Raw genomic sequence first — 18417 nt, 5'->3', positions numbered from 1 at the left:
CTATGAAATCGTTAAACAGACAAGATTTTCCCGGGCCGCACTACCCGACGCGCGTGATTCAGTTCGGCGAGGGCAACTTCCTGCGGGCGTTTATCGACTGGCAGCTGGATCGGCTGAATGAGCAAACCGATCTGGCGGCAGGGGTGACCATTATTCGCCCGATTAACACCGAGTTTCCGCCGTCGCTCAATACCCAGGATGGACTTTACACCACGGTGATCCGCGGGCTGGACGAACGTGGCGAGGCGGTGAGCGAAGCGCGGATTATTCGCTCCGTTAATAACGAGATCAACCCCTGGCAGGATTTTGCTGGCTATCTGGCGCTGGCTCGTAATCCGGCGATTGAGTTCGTATTTTCAAATACCACTGAAGCGGGTATTAGCTATCATGCCGGGGACCGGCCTGACGATAAGCCGCCGGTCAGCTTTCCGGCGAAGATGACCCAGCTGCTGCTCGAACGTTTCCGCCATTTCAACGGCGCAGCGGATAAGGGGTGGACGATTATCCCCTGTGAGCTGATCGACTACAACGGCGAAGCCCTGAAGGCGCTGGTGCTACGCTACGCCGATGAGTGGCAACTGCCCGCGGCTTTTCGCGTCTGGGTTGAGACCGCCAATACATTTTGTTCAACGCTGGTTGACCGTATCGTCACCGGCTATCCGCGCGAGGAAGCGGCAAAGCTGGAGGCGGAACTGGGCTACCATGATGCTTTCCTGGATACCGCCGAATACTATTGGTTATTCGTCATCCAGGGATCGCAGGCGCTGGCGGAGACGCTGCGGCTAGATCGCTACCCGCTCAATATCCGTATCGTAGAGGATATCCGGCCCTACAAAGAGCGCAAGGTTGCCATTCTTAACGGCGCGCATACCGCGCTGGTGCCGGTGGCGTGGCTGTGCGGTGTCGATACTGTTGGCGAAGCGATGCATGATCAGGCCATACGCCATTATGTGCAGCAAACTATCGACGAGGAGATTATCCCGGCGCTGGATTTACCCGCCGATGAGCTACGGCAGTTTGCCGATGCCGTGACCGGGCGCTTTCTTAATCCCTGGATTCGCCATCAGCTGCTCTCCATCGCCCTGAACGGCATGACTAAGTTTCGTACCCGGATCCTGCCGCAGCTGCTGACGAATATTCGCCGGCACGGCGCGATCCCGCCGCGGCTAACGTTTGCCCTGGCGGCGCTCATCGCCTTCTATCGCGGCCAGCGCGAGGGACAGACCTATCCGCTGCAGGATGATGACGTCTGGCTAACCCGTTTTGCCGAAGGATGGGCGCAGGTGGCGCGCGGCCGCCCGCTGCATGAACTGGTCACGGAAGTCCTGCAGGATGCAGCGCACTGGGGTGAAGATCTGACGACCGTTCCGGGGCTTGCCGATCAGGTTACGCGGTATCTGGAAATGATTTTGAGCGCGGGGATGCGGGAGGCCCTGAGGCGGCTGTAGTCGGTTTGTTGTGCGGCGTCCGCGGATTTGGGCGCCGTTTTTTTTGTGCTCTGAACCGCAAAAAATAAATTAAGCGCCAATGGTTGGCGGATTTCCCGCATCATAAGCCCCTGTAAGGTGAAGAGGGGGATGCGATGCGTAAAACGGAACTATTGGCTTTTCTGCAAAATCAGACCGATTTTTTTGATCCGGATAACCTGAGCGAGGTCTTCACCGCCGGCTACCTGGCCCGGCGTTTTGCCATGCAAAGAAATACCGCCAGCCACTATCTGAATCAGCTGGTGGCCCAGGATGTGCTGGTAAAGATTAATACCCGTCCGGTCTATTTTTTCCATAAAGCCACCTTCTGCCAGCAGTTTTTCCCCCTTTCCCGCAGCGAGTACGCCAGCATGGTGGAGCTGCTCGCGGAGAGCGATCGACAGCCGGAGCAGGCGGATCATTTTTCATTGCTTACCGGCCATGACGGTAGCCTGCGCAAGCCGATCGAACAGATGAAAACCGCGCTGTTTTATCCCAACGGTGGCCTGCCGCTACTGATCGTCGGCGACAGCGGAACTGGCAAAAGCTATATGGCGGAGCTGATGCATGAGTTTGCCATCGCCCAGGGACTGCTGCCGCCCGATGCGCCCTTTGTCAGCTTCAACTGCGCCCAGTATGCCAGCAACCCGGAGCTGCTGGCCGCCAACCTGTTTGGCTACGTGAAAGGCGCGTTTACCGGCGCGCAGGGCGATAAAGCCGGGGCGTTTGAAGCGGCAAACGGCGGCGTGCTGTTTCTCGATGAAGTCCACCGCCTGGATGCGCAGGGACAGGAGAAGCTCTTCACCTGGCTGGATCGCAAAGAGATCTATCGGCTGGGAGAAACGGCGCAGGGGATGCCGATATCCCTGCGGCTGGTGTTTGCCACTACCGAAGATATTCACAGCACGTTTCTGACCACCTTTATTCGTCGTATCCCGATCCTCGTTAGCCTGCCTGATTTACAGACCCGCAGCCGCCACGAGAAAGAAGCGCTCACGCTGCAGTTTTTCTGGCAGGAGGCGCGCACGCTCGCCGCCCGGCTGCAGCTGACGCCCCGGCTTTTGCAGGTGCTGACGCACTACGTATATCGCGGTAACGTCGGTGAGCTAAAAAACGTGATTAAGTACGCCGTTGCGTCAGCCTGGGCCAGGGCTCCGGGCAGCGAGAAGCTGAACGTCACGCTGCACGATCTGCCGGAAAATATCATGGCCGCGACGCCGGCGCTTAGTGAACCGATGGGCCATGAAGAGCCGCTGCTTATCGAACCGCAGACCAGCCTGGTCTGGCTGCTGCGCGCGCGCGACCCGGTTCAGGGGCTGATTTATGATACTCAGTGCCGCGTTCTCGCGCTGTATGAGGCGGTGCTGAGCAAAAAAAGGCTCTGGGAAGAAGCGCAAAAAAGCATGGGCGAGGAGATTGAAACCCTCTTCGATCGGCTGATATTTGATAATCACGATACCCAGAGTTCGCATATGCTGCTGCTGATAACGCATCAGGTGCGGGAGGAATTTTATCGCCTTGAAAAGCGCTTCAATATCCAGTTTAACGGCAACTGTATTTATGCTCTAAGCCACTACCTGATTCATCGTTCCCGCCAGGCGCAGTCGACGATGAGCAACGAGAAAAGCCGCCAGCTGGAGGATTTCCTGGCGCAAAAATATCCGTTGCTGTATCGCTTTTGTGAAGAGATCCTCGCCGCGCTGGCGCTGAAGCTGGACATTGAACCCCGACGTATTGACCTGTTGTTACTGGTGCTGTGGTTACAGAAAAATGGCGCCATTAGCCAGCAGCAGGTGACCCGGGCAATTATCCTCGCCCACGGTTACGCCACCGCCAGCAGTATCGCTAACGTGGCGAACCGGTTGCTGAAAAGCCAGCTGTTTGAGTCATTCGATATGCCGCTTGATGTCACGCCGGAGGCTATTGCTAACCAGGTGATGGCCTATATTGAGAGTCACGCGCTGGCCTCCGGACTGGTCATCCTGGTCGATATGGGTTCGCTGAACGCCATTCATAGCCATTTTAACCGTCGGCTGACGACGCCGATGGCGATAATTAATAACGTCTCGACCGGGATGGCGATGTACGTCGGCGAGCGAATTTTGCTGGGCGACATGCTGGAAGATATCGTCCGGGAGATCCGCGGTGACCTCGCGATCGAGCATCAGCTCTATTACCCGCAAGCGGACAAACCGCGGGCGATTCTTACGACCTGCGCCACCGGCCTGGGAGCGGCGGCGAATCTGTCGGCGCTGTTAAAAGCCAGCATCCCTGAAGCGCTGGGGATCGATATTGTGGCATGCGATGTGGAGACGCTCGCCGATCCCGCGCGGCGGCAGCCGATGCTGAGCCGCTATGAGGTGCTGGCGATCGTCGGAACCCTGGACCCGCAGCTTGCCGATCTGCCGTGGATTTCGCTGGATTCGTTAATCTCCGGCGAAGGGAGCCGCCCGCTGATGCGCATCTTCGGCGAGCTGGCCACCGCTGAGCAGGTCAGCGAAATCAATAACCTGATCCTGAAGAATTTCTCGCTGCGCCGGGTGATCGAGTCGGTGACGATCCTCGATACCGGTAAAGTGATCAATCAGGTTGAGCAGTTTTTACTGCGCTATGAGCATCTGGCCGGCTGCGATGTGCCTAACGATCGCAAGGTAGCGCTGTATGTGCATATCAGCTGTCTGATAGAGCGCCTGATCCGCAACGCCTCGCCATCCCATTATTCCGGAAGGCAGTGTCCGCAGAGCGAGCTGGCGACGCTCCGCGAGGCTTTTAGTGTCATAGAGAGTGGATATAGTGTCAAAATCCCCGCCGTAGAGCTGTACTACATTCACGATATTCTGACGCGGGAAACTGAATTTATTCAGGAAGATCAAGAGTTTTAATCCCCTTCATTAGTTGATCCTTGCGCTAGCCGGCGCGCCACTGTTTCTGGCACGCCGGTTGCAATCAAGAAAGCAGTGGAATGCGCTTTCGAGGTAAGGATGAAACGACACTATATTTTTGCCAGCCATGGCACCTTTGCTAACGGTTTGCTGAACTCCGTGGAGCTGATCCTCGGTAAACAGCCGGATATTCATACCCTGTGCGCCTACGTCGAGGAGGAGGCCGACCTCACGCAGCAGGTGGAGACGCTGCTGGCGCGTTTTCCCGCCCAGGATGAGCTGATTGTGATTACGGATATTTTCGCCGGTAGCGTCAATAATGAATTTGTGCGCTTTCTATCGCGCCCGCACTTTCATTTATTGTCCGGCTTAAATCTGCCGTTGATTATTGATTTGCTCATTTCAGCTGGCGAAGAGAATACCGAAAAATTAATTTCTGAAGCATTAATAAGCGCCAAAGAGAGCATTCAGTACTGCAATCAGACGATTGCCAGTGCGATGACTATTGATAAAGACTTCTGAAATGAGGGAACACTATGATTACGCTATTAAGGGTTGACCATCGATTACTTCACGGCCAGGTTGCCTTTTCCTGGACGCAGTATGTCGGCGCTGATTGCATTTTAATTGCCAACGATAATGTCCCAGATGATGAGCTACGGAAAACGACGATTAAGCTCGCTAAACCCCCTTCAGTCAAACTGGTGATTAAAAATATTAACGACTCTATTGAATCGATAAAAAGCGGCGTGACCGACAAATATAATCTGTTTATCGTCGTGGAATCGGTAAATGATGCCTGGCGGATTGCCAGCGCCGTCGAGGAAATTAAAAGTATTAATCTCGGCGGAATTAAAGCCAAAGAGGGCAGTAAAAATATCTCTAAGGCGATTAATTTACTCCCGGAGGAAATAGAGCAACTGCAGCAACTGGTTGGGAAAGGCGTCGAAGTTGAGATTCGCCAGGTCCCTAACGACCGCAAACAGCTTTTTGCGGAATGCGTTTAATTCCGCGGAGGACAGATTATGGTAGAGGCTCTCTTACTGGGGCTGGTGGCGTTTATCGCGCAATCGGAATATGCATTAGGAACGTCGCTGATTTCGCGGCCTATCGTGACCGGGCTGCTGACCGGGCTGGTGCTGGGGGATGTACAAACCGGCGTCATCATGGGCGCGACGCTTGAGCTGGCCTTTATTGGCTCTTTCTCGGTCGGCGCATCGATTCCGCCTGATGTAGTAACCGGCGGTATTCTCGGCGTGGCGTTCGCCATTACCTCCGGCGCGGGAACGGAAACGGCGCTGCTGCTTGGACTGCCCATCGCCACCCTGACGCTGATCCTGAAAAACGTCTATCTGGGGATGTTTATTCCGATGCTCAGCCAGAAGGCTGACGGCTATGCGGAGCGGGCGGATACCCGCGGCATTGAACGTATGCATTTGATTGCTGGCTTCGGGCTGTCGCTGATGCTCGCCACGGTGGTCACCGTGTCATTCCTGGTCGGCAGCAATGCGGTGAAATCCCTGCTTGACACGATCCCGGAATTTATCAAACACGGGCTCAGCGTCGCCACTGGCATCATTCCGGCCCTCGGCTTCGCAATGCTCGCCAGACTACTGATTAATAAGAAAGTTGCGCCGTACTTTTTCCTCGGTTTCGTGCTGATGGCCTACCTGAAAATTCCGGTAACCGGCATCGCCATTCTCGGCGCTATTGTGGCGGTGGTCATGGTTAACGTCACCGCGTTGAGCTCACCTCGTACGACGACAGAACAAGGAGTCAGCGATGACGACGAAGATGATTTCTGAAGAAACTCTGCAGCCGCAGGCGCAGGAAGAGGCCCGTATTACGCCGCGCGATCTACGCCGGGTCTTCTGGCGCTCCTTCCAGATGGAGTTCTCCTGGAACTATGAGCGGCAGATGAATCTTGCCTTTGTTTACGCGTTGATTCCGGTGCTGAAAAAGCTCTATCCGCGCAAAGAGGAGTTGGCCGGGGCGTTAAAGCGACATCTGGTATTTTTCAATACCACGCCGCATATCGTCACCCTGCTGCTGGGGATCACCGCGGCGATGGAGGAGAAGAATAGCCAGCAGAAGAACATGGACGCCAACGCGATTGATAACGTCAAAGCGTCGCTGATGGGGCCGCTGGCCGGGCTGGGGGACTCCTTCTTCTGGGGCACGCTGCGCCTGATCGCCACCGGCATCGGCACCAGCCTGGCCCTGAAAGGCAACATTCTCGGTCCCATCCTGTTTCTGCTGGTGTTTAACGTGCCGCACATCCTGGTGCGCTGGTTCTTTACCCGCTGGGGCTATGTGCTGGGCACCGGGGTACTGCAGCGCATCCAGAAGAGCGGAATGATGGAGAGCCTGACCTACGGCGCGTCGATTATCGGCCTGATGGTGGTCGGGGCGATGACCGCTTCAATGATTGATATCACCATCCCTATCTCATTCGGCGCCGGAGAGGCGAAAACCCAGGTGCAGGACATTATCAACGACATTCTGCCCTGTATGCTGCCGCTGGTAAGTTTCGGCATCGTTTACTGGCTGCTGGGGCGCAAGGTTAAACCGCTCTCTATTATCGGGGGGATGGCGCTGGTGGGCATTCTGGGTTCGTGGATTGGCTTGTTTTAACAGGAGTCGAAAATGGTAGCAACGATGATGACCTATATCAGTGAGGAGTCGGCCTGTCTGACGCAGATCCTGCGCGACTACCGGCAAAAGCTGGCGGCGATTGAGACTTTTGCCCGCCAGCACCCGGTGCGCCGCATTCTGCTGTTGGCGACCGGGTCGTCGCTGAACGCCGCCCTGTGCGCGCGCTATTTCTTTGAGCAGCGCTTCGGCGTCCTGGTTGAGATTAAAGAGCCGTACAACTTTACGCACTACGAGGCGGTCGATCCGCATACCGATCTGGTGGTGGCGATTTCGCAGAGCGGTAAAAGCGCCTCAACGCTGGAGGCGATGCGTAAGGTGCAGGCATTGAGCCTGCCGGTTTTTGCTCTGACCTCCGATCCGCAAAGCCCGATAGCCCGGGCCTGCGACGGGATACTGGATATCAACACCGGGATTGAGAGCGTGGGGTTTGTCACCAGAGGGTTTAGCGCGACGGTGCTGAATTTGCTGCTGATGGCGCTGACCATCGCCCGTAGCCAGGGAAAAGCCAGCGAGGCCGAGGAGCAGCGCTATCTTGCCGAACTGCAGCGGCTGGCAGCGGCGATCCCGGATGTCATTGACCGCACCTCGCGGTTTATCGACAGGCATGGCGAAGCGCTGCGGGGCGGCGAGCGCTTTGTCGCCACCGGCTATGGCGCTCTGGTTGGGGTTGCGAAAGAGTTTGAAACTAAATTTACCGAAACGGTGCGCGTGCCTTCCAGCGGCTTTGAGCTGGAAGCTTATATGCATGGTCCCTATCTGGAGGCGAATTGCCGCCATGTGATGCTGTTTATTGAAGATGCGCCGGATGGGCGGACCCGGGCGCTGCGGGACTATATGGCGCCGTCCATTGCCCGCGCCTTTACGCTGACGCTGAGCGACGAAGAGGATGCGCAGACGCTGGCGCTAAACTGCCCGTGTGAACATCACCTGGCGCCGCTGCTGCTGATTGTTCCCGTCCAGATGCTGGCCTGGCATACCGCCGGACTGAAAGGCATCGATCTGGCTAAACGTATTTTTGACGATTTTGATCGCGTCTTAAAAAGTAAAATCTGATTATTCAGGAGAAAACTATGTTGGGTTTTAATCAGGACGAGTACCTGACCAGTGCTCGCGAAATCATCGCTGCGCGCAAACAGGCGGAAGCCGTCGCCGACGATATTTATCACAGCGGCTGCAGCGCCTTATTTTTCGCCTCGGTAGGCGGTTCTTTAGCTCCGATGATGGCAATTAATGAGTTTGCTAAAGAATTAACCGGCGTGCCGGTTTATCTTGAGCAGGCGGCGGAATTAATCCATCGCGGGCATAAAAAATTAAATAAAGATGCGGTGGTGGTGACGTTATCCAAATCCGGCGATACCAAAGAGTCGGTGGCCATTGCCGAATGGTGCAAAGCGCAGGGGATTCGCGTCGTGGCCATTACCCGTAATGCCGATTCGCCATTAGCTGAGGCGGCGAGCTGGCATATTCCAATGTGCCACAAGAACGGCGTGGAATATGAATATATGCTGCTCTACTGGTTATTCTTCCGCGTCATTTATCGTCACGGCGATTTCGCCCATTACGATCGTTTTGCCAGCCAGCTGGAGTTGCTGCCGGAAAATCTTCTGCAGGCCAAACGCCAGTTCGATCCGCAGGCGGATAAAATTGCCGCTCAGTATCACGGCTGCGACTATATGATGTGGATCGGCGGGGCGGAAATGTGGGGCGAGGTCTATCTGTTCTCGATGTGTATTCTCGAAGAGATGCAGTGGAAGCGGACCAAGTCGGTGAGTTCGGCTGAGTTTTTCCACGGCACCCTGGAGTTACTGGAAAAAGAGGTCCCCCTGTTCCTGGTGAAAGGCGAGGGTAAATGTCGGGCGCTGGATGAGCGCGTTGAGCGCTTTGCTGCGAAGATCACCGACCACCTGGTGGTTATCGACCCGCGTGACTATCCGCTGAACGGTATTGATGATGCTTTCCGCTGGATCATGGCGCCGTGTGTCGTTTCTACTCTGCTGGTGGACCGGCTGGCGGCCCACTTCGAACATCATACCGGACACGACCTTAATATCCGTCGTTATTATCGTCAGTTTGATTACTAAGCTATGCTGATGGCGGCCAGCCCGGCTGGCCGCCGCGCTATTCTCCGAGGCGCTTCCCAGAAAATTATCGTCAAACCCAACGGGTCAAAAACTGATGGTAGAGTCCGGCTTTCCTTCTCTTTCTGGCAAGCGGACGGCCATGAAAAAACGGATGACCTCAACGCCGCATGATGCGGTTTTTAAGCGATTTCTTCGCCACCCGGAAACGGCGAATGATTTTCTCACGCTGCACCTGCCGGAAGCGATCCGTCAGCAGTGTGATTTTTCTACCCTGCGGCTGGAACCGGCGAGCTTTGTCGATGAAGATCTGCGCGCCTGGTACTCGGACGTACTATGGTCGGTACAAACCCCCTGCGGCCTGGGATATGTGTATGTGGTGATAGAGCATCAGAGCTCGCCGGATAACCATATGGCTTTTCGCCTGATGCGCTATGCGATTGCCGCCATGCAGCGTCATCTCGACGCCGGGCACAAAACGCTACCGCTGGTGGTGCCGATGCTTTTTTATCACGGTGCGACCAGCCCCTATCCCTTTTCCCTGAACTGGCTGGACGAATTTGCCGACCCGCAGATGGCGAGGACGCTGTATGCCTGTCCGTTTCCGCTGGTTGATGTGACGGTGATACCGGACGATGAAATTGTTCAGCACCGGCGGGTCGCGCTGCTGGAACTGATGCAAAAGCATATTCGCCAGCGCGATCTCAGCGGGATTACGGAGTCGTTGGCGACCCTTGTCATGCTGGGATACACTAACCGCAGGCAGTTGAGAGTGCTGTTTCATTATATGCTGCAGTACGGCAACACCGCCGATCCGAGCGTGTTTCTCCGCCGGTTGGCCCGCCGTCTGCCACAATATGAGGAGAGGTTGATGTCTATCGCTCAAAAACTCAAGCAGGAAGGGATACAGGAAGGCCGGCAAGAAGGGCGCCTGGAAGGTCTGCAGGAAGGTAGCCGGCGGGAAGCGTTGCGCATTGCCGGCAGTATGCTGCAAAACGGTTTAGATACCGAGACGGTTCAGCGGATTACCGGGCTCTCAGCGGATGAGTTAAAGCCGCTGCATAGCTAATATCCGCACCCAGTCACCGCGACCCGGCGCAAAAGCCGCCGGGTGGAAGGGGCTACCCTTCGCTTTTCACCACTTTGATTTCAACCATACCGATGCCCAACTGACGCGGGGAGTGGCCGAGAATATTGCCCTCGTTCGTGGACTGCGGGTCCGGCGGCGCAATCGTCAACGTACTGCTACGCGACGGATTATCGAAATGTAGGGTAGTGGTGGTGACATCATTAGCCAGGACGATCGTTTGTTCGCTGTTGCCTACCCGTACCGGAATCGGCTTATTGGCATTCGGCCCGTAGGCTTTGGCGGTAATCACCAGATCGAATTTCTCCGGCAGCGGCTCCTTATATTCAATTTTCACTTCGCTGCCGAGCTGAGCGTTAGACCATCGTCCCCATGTTTCCGGTCGAGAGATACCGCTAAATTGCTTCACCTCTTCCGGCGCGCCGGCAACGTTGAACAGGAAGCTGTCGGCTTTATAGCGAATGTCGTTATCGACAATCTTCAGCGTATCGACGTTGCCCTTATAACGCTCCATATCGATAAGGGTATCTTTGAACGCGGTTTTACCCTGCCACTGGGCTTTGTCGACGCGCTGGACTTTCTGTTCGCCTCCCAGCTGGCCCTGCGATACGCACCAGTCGGTGGAGAGCGCCACTTCCGGCGACCACAGCTGACCCATCTTGTAGCAGCGGTCGACCCAGACGAAATTATCACGCGGCGCGAAATCGGCCAGCTGGAAGCGCAACGGTGCGGAGTATTCGCTTTCCGGCAGCGGCTCAACGCGTTTGTCGGAGATGCGCAGCAGCAGCGGCAGGCGGAAATGGCTGCCGGAGAAGGAGATCATATTTTTCTGCGCATCAACGGTGAAGTTCTTCATCTCTTTGGGGAAATTCCACAGGCGGATGATATCCGGCTTCCACGCCAGCACTTTCTCTTTCATATTGAGGAACACGGTGGAGAGCGACTCTCCGGAAAGGCTGCTGCGGCCAAGGCCAATAAAGTTATCGCCGCCGAGAATATCGAGCACTGTCGCGCCGTTATCCATGGTATTACGTTTGACGGCCAGCGTATCCTGCTGGGGTTGATCGCCGCGCAGGACGAAAAACAGATTGCTGCGATCCTGCTTATTCAGATAATCCCAGGCGCTGTTTTTCATCGCCAGGTGATCGGATGACACTACGATGACCGTATTTTTGAACCACGGAGAAGCTTTAATCTTCTCGATTAACGCCGCAATGTGCTCCTGACTGCAGGAGACGGCGCTAAAGGAGAGGTTCTTTTTGCCGTCCATGTCGTAGCTTTTGCGCTGGCAGGTTCGGGAGATGAAACCATCCGGATGATGGGTATCGACCGTCAAAGCAAACAGCGAGAAGCGTTTACCGGACTGCGAAAGCGCTTCGAATTTTTTCCAGGTTTCATCAAGCACCGTATCATCGTAGAAGCCCCAGTCGTTACGATAGGCCGGATCGGCAACCGTGGTTTTTAGCTCTTCCGCGCCGTACAGATGATCGAAGCCGTGAGACTTCAGGAAGACATCTTTTCCGGCGAAGCGCAGATTCGCGCCCTGTACGAAGTAGTTCTCATAACCCGAGTTTTTCAGGATATCCCCAAGGCAGATATTCTGCGGGAAAAAGCTGGAAACTGAGGCCGAGGCGTTGCCTTCAAACGGCGCAAACAGCGGGATCCCGCACTGAGAGGCGACCATTCCGGCAATCGTGTAGTCTGTGCCGGGCAGCTGGGCGGTATTGCTGAAATCCAGCCCCTCGCTTTTGAGTTTACCGAGCTCCGGCGTCAGGTCCGGGAAGGCGTCGTTATCAAAATAAGTGCGCTCCAGACTTTCGCCGTAGATGTACACCAGGTTCAGTTGCGGATTGGCGATGCTTTTTGATGGCTCTTTGTAGTAAGCCACGAAGTCAGGATCGCCATCGCGGGACTGGGATTTAACCAACTCGCTAATCTGGCGAAAAGCGGGGCTGGCATCCACTGAAGCCAGCGCCAGAACCAGCGCCACGAGGCTGTAGCCAAAGTGATGAGGGTGATGCCGGCGGCGGCGGAGCACCCAGCCGAGTGCGCCAAATACCGCGACCAGCGCCACGACCAGCCCAACGCCAGGCAGGATATATTTGCCCACGCCAGCGCCCGTCAGGCTGTTGGTCAACGTATAAAGTACCGCGTCATTGATACCATCGCCGGTGAAGTAATTGCTGGCGTAGAGGGTAATATTCAAAATAACGAACAGGCCCAGCACCGTGAGCGTGGCGGCGAACCACCAGGTATTACGACCGGCTTTTAATGCATAAATCATCACCGAAGCAAGAAACAGGGCGATGGATAACAACTCTGACACAGCTCATCCTCATTCACGCCAGTTGTCTGCTGGCCAGATAGATCTTTTTCCACGCTACACTGTAATTGCAGCGCAATATTGCCGCAATTGTAACGTCATGAATTTGTGCTGTGGTTCAGAATTGGTTTAGAAATCGCCGTTTTTGATCTGCCTCACATCCTGTCAGACAGGAGATTCCGGGCAAAGATGTTAAAAAACAGACGTTGCCGCCGCGTTGGCCAGGGTAACCCGCCAAACGCGGCATTAAGAGGATAAATCAGGAGAGGAAGCTCACGCCCTGTTTTAAGACCAGGTCGCAGGCTTTGGTTTTGACTTTTTCCGCCAGCGGGCTGCTGCCAAGGTTGTTCAGATTCAGCTGCTGGCCATCTTTGCTGGTCAGCAAACCCTGAAGACCCTCAAGATAGCTGGTGTCTTCTTTTTGTTTTTCCGGCGTGCTGAGACCCAGTTTATCCAGCACCTGATTTTTGATGTTTTCAGTATTGGTGACTGAAGCCAGCTTCTGTTTCGCGCAATAAGACATAATCCCTGCGGCATTATTCATGCTGCTGGAGGTCAACGACTGGTTGCCGCCGTTGAGCAAACCGGTCAGCGAAGAGAGGGACATCCCGCCGCTTTGCTGGCTACCGTTCTGGCTGCTGAGCTGGTTTGCGGCGCTGGAGAGAGAATCCTGCCAGGAGGTGGCGTGGGCGCCGAAGGTGAATAAAGCGCCGGCCACTATCGCCGTGCGGAACAACGTTTTTGCAGATTTCATAGACGTACTCTTCGCCGTGGCTGAACATGCAAAGATTATAACGCTGGCGGTGTTCAGAAATATCTTAATACTCTTTTCCGGTTACGCGATCGCGGTAGCTTTCCCAGTTAAAATTGACCCACAGGCTATTGCCCAGCCGCATACGGTCCATTACGCGCTCGCCAAGTAGTTTGTTCATCTCGTCCATGGTGCTGTTCGTCAGCATACCGGTTGGGCGCTTTGACGAAGAGCGGCGATCGACAATCTGATTAATGATGACCTTCTCGTAGCGTGATTCCGTTTGCATACCGATTTCGTCTATTACCAGCAGGTCGACCTTGCTCAAATCGGTGAGTAGCTGCTCTTCGCTGGTTTCCCGGTTGCCGAAGGTATCTTTCATCGCTGACATAATATCGGCGACGGTGATAATCAATACCGATTTCCCCCGCAGCAGCAGCTCGTTGCAGATAGCGGCGGCAAGGTGGTTTTTTCCGGTACCCGGCTTTCCGGAGAAGATAAAGCTGGCGATATTGCCGTCGAACTCCTCAACGTACTGGCGCGCTCTGGACAGCGCAATCATCTGGCCCTCGCACTCAACCCGGTAGTTATCCAGCGAACAGTTCTGGTGCAGCGGGCGGATGCCGGAGCGGTTAAAGGTACGCTGCATTTTCATGGCGCGGTTTTCGCGTTCCAGCGCCTCAGAGCGCAGCTTGCCCTGTTCTTTTTGCCACGCCAGCAGCTCTTCACCTGTCTTGAACGCGGGTTCGACATGGGCTGGCATCATCTTTTGCAGGCGCTTCATTAAATCGCCGACATTTTTCATGCTCATCCTCGGAATCCTCGTGGAATATGGTTATCGGGTTCGCTAATCGCGTTGACATCCCGTCGCGGCTGGCCGCCGTTGCTGGCCCGGCCAATCTGCACGCTGCGCGCCAGCTTCTGCTGCCACTGGACATGATGAAAGACTTTACCTTCCGCCTGCCAGTAAGCGACAAATGCCGCCAGCTCTTCCGGCGTGACGGGCTGGCTGAGGGCGATGCCCCACAGCGCGGCCAGACGCTGGAAATCGGCATCCGGCTGCCAGTCGGCATACATCGGAAATTTACCCATCGGTACCGCAACGGGGGCCGCTGTCGGCTCGTCAAAAAACTGCGCATCCAGCGCAATATCGCTATTAGGGCGCGATAATTTGGCTTCCAGCTCCAGCAGCTGCGCCAGACGCTCCGGCGTCAGCGCATAGAATGCGGGCGCGTTGTTGGCAAATACGGCGACGGCGCCGGCGGTGGATTTTGCCAGCACCGCCGCGTGATCCTGCATGAAGTCATCCAGACCGCTAAAATCGGTAGTTAATATTCGTGAAGACATAAATCAATCTCAACTCTGAACAACTAAAAAGAGAGGGGTAGCTGCACACATAGTAGCATAGAGGTCGCTCAGGAAGGAGCGCCGCGGGCGAACCGGCGGCGCGGTTAGCTAGACGCGCGGACGCTTGCGATACAGCCAAAGTCCCGGAATAGAAAGCCCGATAGATAATGCACCAACGATAGACGAAGCCTTAAGAAAATTGCTTAACAGCATAATCATCATCTCTTCCGAGTAGCCAAAATGGCTGATTTTCACCGCAGAGATCATCGCGGTATAGGCGGAGATGCCCGGGAACATCGGGATTACCGCAGCAACGGTGAAAATCTTCGGGTGAGCCAGATACCAGCGCGACCACTGGATGCCGATGCTGCCAACCACCAGGGCGGCCATAAACGTCGCCCATTCAATATTAAAACCTGCCGTCATCATAACCATGCGCGAGCCGTGGCCGATAGCCCCCAACAGGGCGCACCAGCGCAGCGCTCGCTGCGGAACGTTGAATACCATCGCAAACCCAACGGCAGGGATGGCGGCCAGCACCATATCCAGCGCCAGTTCGTAGAGATAAATGATTATGCCCATCCGCGTAGCCCCCACATTGTCATCGCCATCACCACGCCAATACAGGTCGCGAGGGTTAACAGGCTGGCGATTGCCCAGCGCGCCAGGCCGGTGTTGATATGTCCCTTAAACATGTCGGCAACCGCATTGATCAGCGGAAAGCCGGGTACCAGCAGCAGCACGCTGGCGGCCATCGCGATCGTCGGCGTGCTGGCGAAAGCCGGCAGGCGCAGCATCAGCCCGGAGATGGTGGTTGCGACAAAGGCGGTGAGGCAGAAGTTGATTTGCGGATGCATGGAGCGATGAGTCAGGACCTGGCGAATATACATCGCTACCGTGCTGGCGCAGAAAGTGACCAGCGCGCCGTCCCAGCCGCCGTTGTTAAGCTTGCAAAAGCAGGCGCAGGAAAGGCCGACCATTAAAACCAGCAGCCAGCGTGGATAGCGCAGCGGCTTGATCTGGGCGAAGCGTTTTTCGACATCTTTATAATCCAGCAGCTTATGTTCCGCCATAATCACAATATGCTGAACTTCCGTGACGACGTGCATGTTGATGCCGCGATCGCTGTTTTTCCGCGTCGACGTCAGACACTCGCCATCTTTGATGGTGGTGAGAACAATCGCATTAGAAGAGATGGCGCTTTCCACGCTATCCATCCCCAGCGCCAGGCCCAGGCGGGTTGAAAGCTCCTCTACCAGCGCGCTTTCCGCTCCGTGTTGTAATAAGAAAAGACCACATTGAATGCACAATCGCGTGATTGCGCGCTGAGTTGCCCGATCTGCTTGCATAGATACCTGCTGTCCGTGATGCCCGATGCCGTAGTGTCTGGCGATACTTTTACCTGAAGTTGCGTTTTATCTGAGCGGTCCGGATCAAACAATGTGTAAAAAACCGCCGCATCCAGAGGGGCGCTGAAATTTGAACTCCGCCACACTTCCGCAAGATTGGTGAAAAGTACAATTTTTGCACCAATTTCTCCCTTCTTTTTCCCGCCAGACTTATCAAAAATGCAAATTCAAACTTTTAATAAACAAAAAACAAACAAATAATTAACCATACTGAGGCGATGCTATGAAAACACAGGTGGCGATTATCGGGGCTGGCCCATCCGGACTCCTGCTGGGGCAGTTGTTACATCACGCCGGGATTCAAACCGTCATCCTTGAGCGACAGACTCCTGAGTACGTGCTGGGGAGGATCCGCGCGGGCATTCTGGAAAGCGGAACGGTAGAGCTGCTGCGCGAAGCCGGCGCCGCCCGGCGAATGGAGGCTGAAGGCCTGGTGCATCATGGCGTCGAATTTTTGTTTGAGGGCAAGCGGGTACCGGTTGCGCTGACGGAACTGACGGCGGGCAAAAGCGTGATGGTTTATGGCCAGACTGAAGTGACGCGGGATTTGATGGCCGCGCGGGCGGAATGCGGGGCGGCGACGATTTATGGCGTCAGCGAAGTCACTATTAATGAGGCAAAGAGCGATCGACCATCGGTCTCTTTTATCAGCAATGGCGAACACTGCCGCTTAGAGTGCGACTTTATCGCCGGCTGCGATGGCTTTCACGGCGTGTCCCGTCAAAGTATTCCTCCTGGGGTGCTGAAAGAGTACGAAAGCGTCTGGCCGTTTGGCTGGCTGGGGCTGCTGGCCGATACGCCGCCGGTGAACCCGGAGCTTATTTACGCGCACCACGAACGCGGGTTTGTTCTTTGTAGTCAGCGCTCACTAACTCGAAGCCGTTATTACCTCCAGGTCCCGCTCAGTGAAAAGGTTGAGGCATGGTCTGATGAGCGTTTCTGGAATGAACTCAAACGCCGCCTCCCTGAAGAGCTGTCCAGCAAGTTAGTGATTGGTCACTCACTCGAGAAGAGCATCGCGCCGCTGCGCAGCTATGTGGTGGAGCCGATGCAGTACGGCAGATTGTTTCTGGTGGGGGATGCGGCGCATATCGTACCGCCTACCGGGGCAAAAGGATTGAATCTCGCGGCGTCCGATGTGAACTATTTATGGCGCATCCTCCGTGAATATTATCACCATGGTCGCGTTGACCTGCTGGCGAGCTACTCTCGTTTTGCGCTGGATAGGGTATGGAAAGGCGAAAGATTCAGCTGGTTTATGACCCGTCTGCTGCATGATTTCCCGCAACAAAGCGAGTTCGATAGAAAAATGCAGGCGGCGGATCGGCGTTATTATCTTGGCTCACGCGCCGGATTAACCACGATCGCTGAAAACTATGTCGGTTTGCCGATGGAGCGCGTGGCATAAAGAGAAACCGTTCAGGAGTCCCGATGCAGGCAGTGAGTACCATTCCCGTTTTCAAACTGTATGGCGAAGAGCAGGGCTGGCCGACGCCCGATCTGCTGCACTGCGAGTCGATACTCCAGCGAAGCCATCTTTATGAATGGCATATCCGCCTGCATCAGCACGCAGAGCTGGTGCAGCTGCTATATCTGCACAAAGGGCAGGCGGAAATTGAAATCGAAGGTACGACGACCGTGATGAGGGAGTCCTGTATTCAGATCGTTCCGGCGCTGTGTATTCATGGTTTTCGTTTTTCCCCGGGTACGGAAGGCTACGTCTTGTCGCTGGCGCTGCCGCTGCTCGGAAGTCTCGAAAGTCAGTTTGCCAGTCAGTTGGATGTACTCGGCCAGCCGCGATGCGTGCCGGTCAAGGCGTCGCGGAGCCATATTCGGGCCCTATTCACCGCTTTGCGCGAAGAGTATCGCGAAGAGTATGACGCGCGTGAAATGATGCTGCATTCCCTGCTGGGAGCGCTGCTGGTGTGGTTGAACCGGCAGCATCGCCCGCAGCCGATAACGGCAGACAAAGCTGAGCGCAAGCGTAGCGTCATGCGTCATTTTTCTCGACTGATAGAAAGTCATTATCGCGAACATATGCCCTTAGCCGCTTATGCAAAGCTGGCGGGCGTTTCTGCAACGCATCTGAATTATTTATGCCATGAATTCTACGGCTGCAGCGCGCTGGGAGTATTACATCAAAGATTGATGCTTGAGGCGCGTCGCAATCTGCAATACACCAGCATGACGATTGCACAACTTTCTGATTATTTAGGATTTACTGATGCAGCCTATTTTTCTCGTTTCTTTCGTCGTTATAACGGCGAATCTCCTAAAGCATTTAGGAACAAAATAAAATGAAAAAAGATTTATTAAATATATCTTAAGTTAGCGTATCTAACGAAGCTTTTAATCATTTCTAATTTATTGCTGACAACTACCTGTGTTAATGTTAATCATTGGCGGGGATAACAGCAAT

Annotated in this window: 17 protein-coding genes; 11 read left to right on the top strand and 6 right to left on the bottom strand. The window is 55.0% G+C overall.

Features of this window, described 5'->3' with window-relative positions:
- The first annotated feature begins 2 nt into the window (after positions 1–2).
- The 9 genes from KO1_RS20015 (at position 3) to KO1_RS19975 (ending at position 10150) form a co-directional block, all read left to right on the top strand.
- A complete protein-coding gene (locus tag KO1_RS20015; RefSeq protein ID WP_024273693.1) occupies positions 3–1448 on the top strand; it encodes a tagaturonate reductase in 1446 nt (481 codons plus the stop codon).
- Between the two features lie 134 nt (positions 1449–1582).
- On the top strand, positions 1583–4348 hold the full coding sequence (locus tag KO1_RS20010; RefSeq protein ID WP_024273694.1) for a sigma-54-dependent transcriptional regulator: 2766 nt from the start codon (positions 1583–1585) through the stop codon (positions 4346–4348).
- Between the two features lie 99 nt (positions 4349–4447).
- A complete protein-coding gene (locus KO1_RS20005) occupies positions 4448–4870 on the top strand; it encodes a PTS sugar transporter subunit IIA (RefSeq protein ID WP_004108510.1) in 423 nt (140 codons plus the stop codon).
- Positions 4871–4884: 14 nt separating this feature from the next.
- Positions 4885–5355 (top strand): PTS sugar transporter subunit IIB, encoded by a 471-nt coding sequence (locus KO1_RS20000; RefSeq protein ID WP_004108507.1) that lies wholly within the window; start codon positions 4885–4887, stop codon positions 5353–5355.
- 18 nt (positions 5356–5373) lie between these two features.
- Entirely contained in the window at positions 5374–6153 is a 780-nt protein-coding gene (locus KO1_RS19995) for a PTS mannose/fructose/sorbose/N-acetylgalactosamine transporter subunit IIC (protein ID WP_004108505.1), read from the top strand.
- A complete protein-coding gene (locus tag KO1_RS19990; protein WP_024273695.1) occupies positions 6131–6982 on the top strand; it encodes a PTS system mannose/fructose/sorbose family transporter subunit IID in 852 nt (283 codons plus the stop codon). The genes KO1_RS19995 and KO1_RS19990 overlap by 23 nt, the downstream gene beginning before the upstream one ends.
- Before the next feature lie 12 nt (positions 6983–6994).
- A complete protein-coding gene (locus KO1_RS19985) occupies positions 6995–8056 on the top strand; it encodes an SIS domain-containing protein (RefSeq protein ID WP_004108501.1) in 1062 nt (353 codons plus the stop codon).
- Between the two features lie 17 nt (positions 8057–8073).
- Positions 8074–9084, top strand: a complete 1011-nt coding sequence (locus KO1_RS19980) for an SIS domain-containing protein (protein WP_004108499.1) — start codon at positions 8074–8076, stop codon at positions 9082–9084.
- Positions 9085–9223: 139 nt separating this feature from the next.
- The gene (locus KO1_RS19975) at positions 9224–10150 is read left to right on the top strand and encodes an Rpn family recombination-promoting nuclease/putative transposase (RefSeq protein WP_004108497.1); all 927 of its coding nucleotides are present in this window, start codon (positions 9224–9226) and stop codon (positions 10148–10150) included.
- A 52-nt stretch (positions 10151–10202) separates the two neighbouring features.
- Here the strand turns inward: KO1_RS19975 and opgB are convergent, their stop codons facing one another.
- The 6 genes from opgB to KO1_RS19945 all read right to left on the bottom strand — a co-directional run bounded on the left by opgB (position 10203) and on the right by KO1_RS19945 (position 15938).
- Positions 10203–12494 carry a phosphatidylglycerol--membrane-oligosaccharide glycerophosphotransferase gene (gene opgB / locus KO1_RS19970; RefSeq protein ID WP_004108496.1) on the bottom strand — a complete coding sequence of 764 codons (2292 nt, stop codon included), beginning with the start codon at positions 12492–12494 and terminating at the stop codon, positions 10203–10205.
- 256 nt (positions 12495–12750) lie between these two features.
- On the bottom strand, positions 12751–13245 hold the full coding sequence (locus KO1_RS19965) for a YjjA family protein (RefSeq protein WP_004108494.1): 495 nt from the start codon (positions 13243–13245) through the stop codon (positions 12751–12753).
- 64 nt (positions 13246–13309) lie between these two features.
- On the bottom strand, positions 13310–14047 hold the full coding sequence (dnaC, locus tag KO1_RS19960) for a replicative helicase loader DnaC (RefSeq protein WP_024273697.1): 738 nt from the start codon (positions 14045–14047) through the stop codon (positions 13310–13312).
- A gap of 2 nt (positions 14048–14049) precedes the next feature.
- Positions 14050–14589: a primosomal protein DnaT gene (gene dnaT, locus KO1_RS19955; RefSeq protein ID WP_004108490.1), complete on the bottom strand. Its 540-nt coding sequence runs from the start codon at positions 14587–14589 to the stop codon at positions 14050–14052.
- A 108-nt stretch (positions 14590–14697) separates the two neighbouring features.
- Positions 14698–15171 (bottom strand): threonine/serine exporter, encoded by a 474-nt coding sequence (locus KO1_RS19950; RefSeq protein WP_004108488.1) that lies wholly within the window; start codon positions 15169–15171, stop codon positions 14698–14700.
- Entirely contained in the window at positions 15162–15938 is a 777-nt protein-coding gene (locus KO1_RS19945) for a threonine/serine exporter family protein (RefSeq protein WP_004108487.1), read from the bottom strand. The genes KO1_RS19950 and KO1_RS19945 overlap by 10 nt, the downstream gene beginning before the upstream one ends.
- A gap of 283 nt (positions 15939–16221) precedes the next feature.
- Here KO1_RS19945 and pobA point away from each other — a divergent pair, with 283 nt between their 5' ends.
- Complete coding sequence (gene pobA, locus KO1_RS19940) at positions 16222–17406, top strand: 4-hydroxybenzoate 3-monooxygenase (protein ID WP_024273698.1); 1185 nt, start codon at positions 16222–16224, stop codon at positions 17404–17406.
- A gap of 23 nt (positions 17407–17429) precedes the next feature.
- Entirely contained in the window at positions 17430–18299 is an 870-nt protein-coding gene (locus KO1_RS19935; protein WP_004108485.1) for a helix-turn-helix domain-containing protein, read from the top strand.
- Positions 18300–18417: the final 118 nt, after the last annotated feature.

This window comes from Klebsiella oxytoca NBRC 105695, assembly GCF_001598695.1.
Classification (GTDB): Bacteria; Pseudomonadota; Gammaproteobacteria; order Enterobacterales; family Enterobacteriaceae; genus Klebsiella; species Klebsiella oxytoca.
Note: the sequence above shows the minus strand (reverse complement) of the source record. Positions and strands in the feature narration are given on the sequence as shown.